We start from the raw sequence: 9,940 nt of genomic DNA, 5'->3' as shown, positions 1-9,940 counted from the left end.
CCGCGTGCGTTCCGGCCGTCGCGCTTCAGGCGAGCGAGAGGAAGAGCTTCTCGAGCTTGGCCACGTCGAGCGTCGGGGGGGCGGCGGCCGCGGGGGGGGGGGGGGGGGGCGGGGGGCGGGCGGGGGGGCGGGGGCGGGGGGGCGGGGGGGCGGGGGCGGCCCGGCGGGGCGATCGGGGACCGCCGCGGCCGGCCGGGCGTCCGCTCAGCTGTCGAGCAGGTCGGCCTTGCCGTCCACGTAGGCGGACTCGAGGCCGTCGAGCACCTCGGTCGGCGACTTCGACTGGTTGATGAGCGACTGGAGCTCGCTGACGATCACGTCGTAGTAGCCGGGGACGGGCCAGTCGGGGTAGAACGCGAGGCCGTCGTCGTCGAGGATCGCCTGGAAGTTCTCGGTGAGCTGCTGCGTGCGCTCGTCGGTGATGACGGACGCGTCACCGGCGACGGGCAGACCGCCCTTCTCCGCGAGGATGTCCTGCACCTCGGGGCGCAGCGTGATGTCGATGAACTCCTCGGCGAGGTCGGGCGAGTCCGCGTTCGTCGGGACGACCCACAGGTTGCCGGACGAGCCGACCTGCAGCGTGCTGCCCGGGAAGTTGAACTGGCCCCAGTCGGCGTCCATCTCCTCGACGATGCGGCCGAACCACCACGAGCCGGAGACCATCATCGGGTAGGTGCCGTTGATGAACGACACGCCCATGTCCTCGGCGGTGAGCGCTGCGGAGTCGGACGCGACGTAGCCGGCCTTGATCCACTCGTCGAGCGTCTCGGTCGCCTGCGTCATCTCCGGGCCGTGGAAGTCCGGGTCGCCGTCGAACAGCTGGTACTGGTCCACGAAGCCGCGGTCGGCGTTCGCGAGCACGAGCTCGTACCAGAGCTGGCCCATCGGGTACTCGGCGCCGGCCTCCGCCAGCGGGGTCACGCCGTGGTCGGCGAAGGTCTGCATGACGGTCTCGAGCTCGTCGAGCGTCGTGGGCACCTCGAGCCCGTGCTCGGCGAACATGTCCTTGTTGTAGTAGACCTGCACGAACTCGCCGTAGTTCGGGACGCCGTACCAGTCGCCGGAGCCCATGAGGCCCTGCTCGTCGTAGGTGGCCGTCGTCTGGAGCGAGCCGCTGAGCTTCTCGTCCCAGCCGCGCTCGGACGCCGCGTCGGTGAGCGGGGTGAGCAGGCCCTGCGCCGCGAGCTGGCCCGCGGTCGCGTTGCCCTTGTTGTACTCCATGACGTCCGGCACGTCGTCGCCGGTGAGGACGATCTTGGCGTTCTTCTGGATCTGCTCGAACGTCTGCTTCTCGACGACGACCTCGACGTCCGGGTTCTCCTCCTCGAAGATCTCGATCGCCTTGGCCCACGCCTGGCCCATCGCCGAGTCGTCGTTCTCGTAGTGCCAGATGGTCAGGGTCTGGTCGTCCGACCCGCCGGCGCCGCCGGCGTCCCCGCACGCCCCGAGGGCGAGCGGGAGCGCTGCCACGGCAGCGACGAGCGAGATCTTCCGGGATCGCAGCATGTGCGTGTCCTCCTCATCGAGTTCCGGCGCGACTGCCGGAGGGTGACCGGGCCTCGCCCGGTCGGTCGGTGGATCAGCGAGCGGCAGGCTCGCGGTCGTCGTCCGGCGCCCGGCCCGCCGCGGGGGCGACGCTGCTGCCGGGTTCGAGGACGCACGGGATGAGCACGTTCGGCGTGCTCGGACGGGAGCCGTCCACGAGGGACAGCAACTTCTGGACGCCCAGGCGGCCGAGCTCGGCGCCGGGCGCGTGCAGCGTGGTCAGCGGCGGGTTGCTCATCTCCCCGACGCCGGGCGACGTGACGATCGACAGGATCGAGATGTCGGCGGGGATCGCGAGCCCACGCTGCTGGAGCTCGGCGACGACGCCGAAGGTCGCGATCTCGTTCATGGTGACGAAGGCGGTGAGCCGCGGCTCGCGCTCGAGCAGTGTCGCGACCGCTTCGCGACCGGCACGCGGGGACTCGTCCACGCGCAGGGCGTGCGGCTCGAGGCCGCGCCGGCGCATCGCCGCGACGAAGCCCTCCTCGGCGCGGAACGTCGGCGCGTAGCCGTCGTCGGCGGAGGCCTGGGAGTGGTTGACGAACGCGACGTGCTCGTGGCCGAGCTCGACGAGGTGCGCCACGGCGTCGTCCGTCGTGCGCTCGAAGTCGATGTCGACCGACGGCCGGTCGGAGACGTCGCGCGTGCGGCCGATCATCGTGTACGGCACGCCGGCCTCGTGGAGGACGTCGACGCGCGCGTCGTCGAGCGCGACCTCCATGAGCAGCACGCCGTCCGCCATCCCCTGGCGCACGAGGTCGCGGACCTCCGGAGCCTGGGTCGTGCGGAAGGGCCACAGCACGAGGTGGTACCCGTTCTCGCGCGCGGTCTCCGCGGCGGACGACACGAACTCGGCGACCGTGCCGCCGAGCCCCTTCTCCATCGCCGGGTAGATGAGCGCGAGCACGTGGCTGCGGCGCGACGCGAGCCCGCGGGCCATCGCGTTGGGCTGGTAGCCGAGCTCGGCCATCGCCTCCTCGATGCGCCGGCGCGTCGCGTCGGAGACGGGACGGGTGCCGGACAGCGCGTACGAGACCGTGCTCAGCGAGACCTGGGCGCGTCGCGCCACGTCCTGCATCGTCGCCATCGATCCACTCCCCTGTGGTCCGGTCCGTCGCCTCGTCCGTCGAAGCGCTTCGTCGAAACGCATCGTCGAAGCGCTTCGCTGTTACGAGTATTGGTTGAACAAAACGGTGGAGTCAAGTCCGTCGCGCGGGATCGCGCTCTCCGGCTACGCGTGGGAAGGATGACCTGCGGGGACGCCGAGGGGACCGGACGGCCACGGCCGTCCGGTGAGGGGGTGCGCGCCTCAGGCGCAGGGCGGCGGGCGCGCTGCGGCTCAGGCGGAGAGGTCGACCGGCTCGCCCGCGCGCAGCACCTCGCGCACCGTCAGGTCGGCGTCGGTCACGACGACGTCGGCACGGCGACCCGCGACGAGCCCGCCGCGGTCGTCGAGGCCGAGCACGCCGGCAGGAGCCCAGGACGCGGCGCGGACGGCGTCGACCAGCGGCACACCCGCACCGACCGTCTCGCGCACCACGTCGATCAGGTGGTACGTGCCGCCCGCGATCGAGCCGCCGTCGGTCAGCCGCGCGACGCCGTCCGCGACCGTGACGCGCATCGGGCCGAGCTCGTACGCGCCGTCGGCCATGCCCGCCGCGGCCATCGCGTCGGTGACGAGCGCGACGCCGTCCGGACCGGCGACCGCGCCGTCGACGCCGACGTGGGGCCCGACGAGCTCGACGACGCTGCGGATCGTGCCGTGCGCGAGGTGGGTGCCGTCGGCGACGAGCTCGACGACCATCTCCCCGCGCGCGGCCGCCGCGAGGCACGCCGCGACGGGGCCGGGCTCGCGGTGGTGCAGCGGCCGCATCCCGTTGAACAGGTGCGTGGCGGTCAGGCGCGCGCCCGGCCGGCCCGCCGCCGCGAGCGCCGCGACGCCGGACGCGATCGCGGCCTCGGTCTGCTCGGTGCTCGCGTCGGTGTGACCGATCGACGGCACGGCCCCGACCTCGACGAGCGTCTCGATCACTCCCCCGGGCCCGACGACGCCGGGCACCTCGGGCGCGACGGTCATCGTGCGCAGGTGGCCGCGCGCCGCGGCGGCGATCGCGCGCACGAGCTCGGGGTCGCCGTCGAGCATGTCGTGCGGGTTCTGCGCCCCGCAGCGGACCTCGGACAGGAACGGTCCCTCGAGGTGGATGCCGACGATCTCGCCCGCTTCGGCGAGGTCGGCGAGCGTCGCGGTGCGCTCGAGCAGCACGTCGCGCGGCGCGGTCACGAGGGACGCGACGAGGCTCGTCGTGCCGTGCCGCAGGTGCTCGCGCGCGCCGACGAGCGCGTCGGCCGCGCTCGTCGCGTCGGGGAAGCTCGACCCGCCGCCGCCGTGGTCGTGCACGTCGACGAGGCCCGGGAGCAGCGTGGCCCCGTCGTCCGCCGGCAGGTCCGCGTACCCGGCCGCGACGGCGTCCGCCCGGCGCCCGACCCACGCGACGCGCCCGCCCTCGACGGCGACCACACCGTCGTCGAGCACGCCCGTCGGGGTGACGACGCGGCCCACGAGGACGCGCGCCGGGAGGGGCTGCTGGTCGGGACGGGGGGTGCTCGCGGCGTCGGTCATGGGCCTATTCTGGCGCACTTCGTACACCCGGCGTGCAAACCCGTCGGAGCGTGGGACGGGGCGGGCGGTCAGCGGTCGCGGGACGCGAGGACGCGGCGCGCGCCGCGCCCGAGGTGCAGTGCGAACAGCCGCTGGAACGTCGGCACGGCGAGGACGAGCGGGCGCACCCACCACAGCGCGGGACGGCTGAACACGTCGATGCTCCACCACAGGTCGCCCGCCTCGTCGCGCTCGACGGCGAACCGCTCCTCCCCCACGAACGCGTGACCCGGGAGCGTGCCGTAGGCGAACGCGACGCGCCGTGCGGAGCGCTCGACCCACACGACCTCGCACGGCTCGTGCAGGCGCACGCGCCCGAGCCCGAGCCGGGTCGTGACGCGCACCCCGGGCGCCGCGACGGGGGCGTCGGTGTCGAGCCGCACGCGCGCCGCGGCGTGCACGCGCCACGTGAGCAGCTGCTCGCCGAGCCAGGCGAGGTCCTCGGGCGTCCGCGCGCGGTCGCTGAGCCGGCGCCGCACGTGCAGGTGCCGGTAGCCCGCGGGCCACGAGTCCGTGCGCGTCGCGCCGACCTCCGGGTAGGTGAACGTCATGCGGGTCTCCTCCTCGCCCCCGCGCGGGGGCTCGTGCGGTCGTGGTCGGTCGGGGCCGCGCCTCCGTGCGCGGCACGGTCGCGCGCGAGCAGGCGCAGGCCGAGCAGCGCGCACAGGACGAAGCCGAGCGCGTTGGCGACGCCGTGCGTCGCCGCCATGAGGTCGAGTCCGGGGTGGGCGAACCCGAGCGCCTCGCCCGCGGCCCACCACAGCGCGAGCACCATCGCGAGGGACACGACGACGGCGCTCGTCACGAGCAGGGCGCGGGCGGCGGCCGGGTGGCCGCCCGGGCGGGCGGCCGAGCGCACGACGGCGGCCGCCGTCGCCCAGAGCGCCAGCGTCAGGACGACGGCACCCACGAGCTCGGCGGCGTCGCCCACGAAGTAGCCGAGCAGGACGAGCGCCGTCCCGGCGGGCACGCCCCACGCCCCGGCGACGGCGAGCCGGTCGGCGGCGGCGAGCCGGGCGACGGCCCCGGCGACGAGCGCCGCGCCGAAGCCCGCGTAGAGCATGTGGGGCACGGTGAGCGCGAGGTACGTCCCCGAGAAGCCGAGCAGACCCCAGCCGGCGCGCTCCGCGACGAGCGCGCTCGCCCCGACCGCGGGCAGCACGAGCGCGGTCACGGTCGCGGCGGTGCTCGGGGGCCCGGCCGGCGAGGCGCCGCCCCGGTGCCCGCCGAGCGCACGCGCCGCGAGGCGGACCCCCGCGGCGAGCAGGACGGCGGACGCGAGCGCGAACGGCACCGCGAGCGCGGCGGCGAGCGCCCCGCGCGGCAGGAGGAGGCTCACGACCGCGCACGCCCCGGCGAGCGGCCAGGCCGCGCTGCGCGGCGCCGGGACGACCCGGGCGCCGAGCAGCCGCAGGCCGAGCGGGAGGACGACGACGGCCCCGACCGCGACGAGCAGCCCGACGAGCGCCGAGCCCGCGGGGCTCACGCGCGCTCGCCGCGGTCGGTCGTGGGCGCGGGCGAGACGTCGCGCACGAGCCGCAGGACGTCGTCGACCACCGCGCGCGCGACGGGCAGCCGTGCGAGCCGGACGAGGCTGCCGACGAGCGCCGCGCCGCCGTCGACGAGGCGACGCGTGCGGGTGAACCCGGGCGAGGTGTCGTAGACCCAGAACAGCGTGATCCCGAGGTGCGCGAGCCACAGGAGCTCGGGGAGCTGCGCGCGCAGGCGCTCGGGCAGGCGCGTGGAGGACCCGGCGACGACGTCCTCGAAGAGCGCGCGCGACAGGTCGCGCGACGTCGCCGAGGCCGCGGAGAACGGGCTCGCGTCCGACCCCGGCCGGATCGCGACGGAGACGAACTCCGCGCCGAACGCGTGGAACGGCGCGAACGCGTCGACCGACGCGGCCCACACGCCGCGCAGCCGTTCGGTGAGCGAGCCTCCCGCCGCGAGCACGGGTGCGGACCGCTCGGCGTGCTCGCGCTGCACCTCGAGGTAGAGCTCCTGGACGAGCGCGTCCTTCGACGGGAAGTGGTAGTACGCGTTGCCCGTGCTCACGCCTGCCTCTGCGGCGACGGCGCGCATCGTCGTGCGCTCGTACCCGACGTCCCGCAGCATCCGGATCGCGACCTCGCGCAGGTGCGCCCGAGTCCGCTCGGACTTCGGCGTCGCGCTCATGGTGCCGAGCCGTTTTTGAACATGTTCAAAAACTAGCACGCGCCCGGGCGGACGCCGCACACGACGGACATGGGAGCGACTGTTGTTTTCTGTTGTCTCTTGTGGGAATCTGTGGCCGACAGCGCAGTCAGCCGGACCGGTGCACGGACCGGCGCTCTTCGACGACGAAGGACCCGCATGCCCCGACCACGCTCGACGCGCGCGCTCGCGCTCGTCTCCGGACTCCTCGCGCTCGCGCTCGCGGCACCCGCCGCGGCAGCGACCACGCCGACCGCCCCCGCTCCCCCCGTCACGGCGGACGACGACCCGACCACCCCGCTCGACCGCCCCGAGGTGGGGCCCGGCACGTCCTTCGTCGACGTGGCCACCAAGCTCGACGGGTACGCCGACCCCGACTGGTACGCGGCGAACGTCCCCGTCGTCGACCTGCCCGACGCGGACGCCGAGGCCGTGTACTACTACCGCTGGCGCGTGCTCAAGGAGCACCTGCGCTACACCGAGCCCGGGACCGGGTGGGTCCTCACGGAGTTCCTCGACTGCTGCGGGTACGCCGCGCCCTACCAGGCGATCAACGCCGCCGCAGGCCACCAGCTCGCCGAGGGCCGCTGGCTGCGCGACCAGCGCTATCTCGACGACTACGAGGACTACTGGCTCACCGGGCCCGGCCAGATCGAGCCCGCGCAGAACCCCGAGGCGGCCGACTGGGCGCACCAGTACTCCTTCTGGGCCGTGACCGCGATCGTCGAGCGCGCGAAGGTGACCGGCGACCTCGACCGGCTCCGGTCGCTCCAGCCCGAGCTCGAGACCTTCGTCGAGGACTGGGGCAACCAGTTCGACGCCGACCTCGGCCTCTACTGGCAGACGCCCGAGTACGACGCCAAGGAGAGCTCCCCGGCGTCGTACGCGACCGACCGCGACTACGCCGGGCGGCACACGTTCCGCCCGTCGATCAACGCCTACCTCTACGGCGACATGCTCGCGCTCGCCGAGGTCGCGACGCTCAACGGCGACGAGTCGACCGCGACCGAGTACCGCGACCGCGCCGCCGCGCTGCGCGAGGCCGTCGACACCTACCTCTGGGACGACGAGCGGCAGTTCTTCTACGACGTCGTGGACTGGGAGAACCCCGGCCACGAGCGCCTGCGCGACCGCCTCGACGTCGGGTTCGTCCCGTGGAAGTTCGGCCTCGCCTCGCCCGAGCAGGCGGTCGCGCTCGACCAGCTCCTCGACCCGCAGGGCTTCGCCGCCCCGTTCGGGCCGACCGTGACAGAGCGCCGCTCCCCCGACTTCTGGCGCTCGGCCGACCAGGGCTGCTGCAAGTGGGACGGGCCGTCGTGGCCGTTCTCGACGTCGCTCACGCTCGACGGCCTCGCCACCGCGCTGCGGGACGACGCCGCGGGCGACCTCACGCGCGCCGACTACCTCGACCTGTTCGAGACGTACGTGCGCACCCAGTTCCGCGACGGCGAGCCATACGTCGCCGAGGCGCACCACCCCGACGAGGACCGCTGGATCTACGACGGGAGCAACCACTCCGAGGACTACCTGCACTCGAGCTACGTGGACCTCGTGCTCCAGGACGTGCTCGGCCTCCAGCCGCAGTCCGGCGACTCGCTCGTGCTCGACCCGCTCGTCCCGGCCGACTGGGACTGGTTCGCCGCGGAGAACGTGCCGTACCACGGGCGCAACGTCACGGTCCTGTTCGACCGCGACGGCACGCGCTACGGCGCGGGCACGGGCCTGCGCGTGTACGTCGACGGCGAGCAGGTGCTCCACGCCGGGGCCGACGCGCTCGCCGAGGGCGCCGACCCGGTCGAGGTCCCCGTGCCCGCGGGGGACCCCCAGCGGCTCCCGCACGCGGTGAACACGTCCGCCAACCCGCTGCGCCACGAGTACCCGCGACCCCTCGCGTCGTACACGTGGCGCTACGACGACGCGTGGCGCGTCCTCGACGGCAAGGTCTGGTACGACGAGGTGCCGCAGAACACGCGCTGGACGAACTACTCCTCGCCGAACGCGACCGACTGGGTCGGTGTCGAGCTCGCCGAGCCGACGACGATCGGCGACGTCAGGTTCCACGGCTACCAGGACGCCGACGCGGTCCAGCCCGCCGCGGCCTACGAGCTCGAGTACTGGGACGGCGCCGCGTGGCAGGTCGTGCCCGACCAGACGCGCGTGCCCGAGCAGCCCGCCGGGAACGGCCTCAACCGGATCACGTTCCCGCCGCTCGAGACGACGCGCTACCGGGTCGTGTTCCAGGCGGCCCCCGGGAAGTCCGTCGGCGTGACCGAGCTCGAGTCCTGGAGCCCGGTCGCGCGCGACGTCACCGTCCGCGTCGACGCGGCACAGCCTGCGCCCGGCCAGGCGTCGCGCGTCGACGTGACCGTGACGTCGCGCGAGGACGCCGTGACCGGCGTCGACCTCGCCCCCGACCTCCCCGAGGGGTGGACCGCCGTCGCCGTGGGCGACGACGGACCCGTCGACCTCGGCGCGTGGGACCGCGCGACACGGTCGTGGGACGTCACGCCGGCGCCCGACGCCGTCCCCGGGACCGAGGCGCGCATCGGCGCCGTCGCGCGCTGGGGCGGCGGCGACGCGCACGAGACGCGCGCGACGACGACCGTGCGGCTCGCGTTCGACCCCGCCTGGTACGACGACGTCGTGCTGCACGACGACTTCGGCACCGACACGCTCGCGGACTGGACCACGATGCAGCCGTCCGCCGGCGAGGCGCTGCCCACGCTCGCCGCGGGCGACGGGTCGCTCTCCGCGACCGGCGGCGCGCGCTACTGGGGCCTGTACGGGCACCGCACGGCCCGCGCGACGTCGTCGTCCGTGGTCATCGCCGAGATCGGCGCGTTCTCCGGGCAGGGCACCGCCGAGGACTCGCTGTTCCTCGGGCTCGCCGGCGGCGACCGCACCTACGCGCTCGCGTGGTTCAACCACACGAACGTCGCCTCCGGCCTCGACTACGTGGGCGGCGCGAACGGGTCGTCACCGTACTTCGGCCTCCGCGGCTACGGGCCCGGCAGCCGGATCGCGCTCCAGGTGAACGGCGCACGGGTCGACGTCTTCGCCGAGGAGGACGGCACGTGGACCTGGTACGGCGGCACGACGACGGGCGGCACGCTCGACACGTCCGACCCCGACGTCCTCGCCGGTCTCCTGCCGACCATCGGCTTCCGGGCCGACCGCGGCACGGTGAGCATCGCGTCGTTCGAGGTGCGCGCGCGGTCCGCCGCGCCCGGCCCGCAGGTCGACGTCACCGCCACGTCGCGCTGCCTCGCCGGGACCGCGCACGTCGCGGTCCGGGCCGCGTACACCGGGACGGGCGGGGCCGGCCTCGGCGAGCCGGTCGACGTCGAGCTCGTCACGCCGTTCGGGACGCGCACCGTCACGGGCGTCGCCCCGGGCGAGAACGCCTACCAGTCGTTCTCCGCCCGGGCCGGCACCGTCACCGCGGGCGAGGCGACCGTGCGCGTGACCGACGCCGCCGGACGCGTCACGCAGCACACGGCGCCCTACCCGGCGACCACCTGCTGACCGACGCCCGCGGGGCCA

At 74.6% G+C, this 9,940-nt stretch carries 7 protein-coding genes; 1 reads left to right on the top strand and 6 read right to left on the bottom strand.

All coding sequences use genetic code 11. The annotated features are described in order from the left end of the window. Window positions 1–204 precede the first annotated feature (204 nt). The 6 genes from GYH36_RS10055 to GYH36_RS10030 all read right to left on the bottom strand — a co-directional run bounded on the left by GYH36_RS10055 (window position 205) and on the right by GYH36_RS10030 (window position 6,379). Entirely contained in the window at window positions 205–1,506 is a 1,302-nt protein-coding gene (locus tag GYH36_RS10055) for an ABC transporter substrate-binding protein (protein WP_162289775.1), read from the bottom strand. Between the two features lie 73 nt (window positions 1,507–1,579). Further along, complete coding sequence (locus GYH36_RS10050) at window positions 1,580–2,632, bottom strand: LacI family DNA-binding transcriptional regulator (protein ID WP_155098583.1); 1,053 nt, start codon at window positions 2,630–2,632, stop codon at window positions 1,580–1,582. 252 nt (window positions 2,633–2,884) lie between these two features. Beyond that, entirely contained in the window at window positions 2,885–4,165 is a 1,281-nt protein-coding gene (locus tag GYH36_RS10045) for an N-acetylglucosamine-6-phosphate deacetylase (protein ID WP_162289774.1), read from the bottom strand. Between the two features lie 68 nt (window positions 4,166–4,233). Beyond that, window positions 4,234–4,755 (bottom strand): DUF1990 domain-containing protein, encoded by a 522-nt coding sequence (locus GYH36_RS10040; RefSeq protein ID WP_024839288.1) that lies wholly within the window; start codon window positions 4,753–4,755, stop codon window positions 4,234–4,236. Further along, window positions 4,752–5,690: a YndJ family transporter gene (locus GYH36_RS10035; RefSeq protein WP_162289773.1), complete on the bottom strand. Its 939-nt coding sequence runs from the start codon at window positions 5,688–5,690 to the stop codon at window positions 4,752–4,754. Before GYH36_RS10035 ends, GYH36_RS10040 begins: the two co-directional genes overlap by 4 nt. Then, window positions 5,687–6,379: a TetR/AcrR family transcriptional regulator gene (locus tag GYH36_RS10030; protein ID WP_115942956.1), complete on the bottom strand. Its 693-nt coding sequence runs from the start codon at window positions 6,377–6,379 to the stop codon at window positions 5,687–5,689. Before GYH36_RS10030 ends, GYH36_RS10035 begins: the two co-directional genes overlap by 4 nt. Before the next feature lie 177 nt (window positions 6,380–6,556). Here GYH36_RS10030 and GYH36_RS10025 point away from each other — a divergent pair, with 177 nt between their 5' ends. Next, a complete protein-coding gene (locus tag GYH36_RS10025; protein ID WP_162289772.1) occupies window positions 6,557–9,922 on the top strand; it encodes an MGH1-like glycoside hydrolase domain-containing protein in 3,366 nt (1,121 codons plus the stop codon). Window positions 9,923–9,940 lie beyond the last annotated feature (18 nt).

Origin of the sequence: Cellulosimicrobium composti, assembly GCF_010287905.1 — a bacterium.
GTDB lineage: Bacteria > Actinomycetota > Actinomycetes > Actinomycetales > Cellulomonadaceae > Cellulosimicrobium > Cellulosimicrobium composti.
Note: the sequence above shows the minus strand (reverse complement) of the source record. Positions and strands in the feature narration are given on the sequence as shown.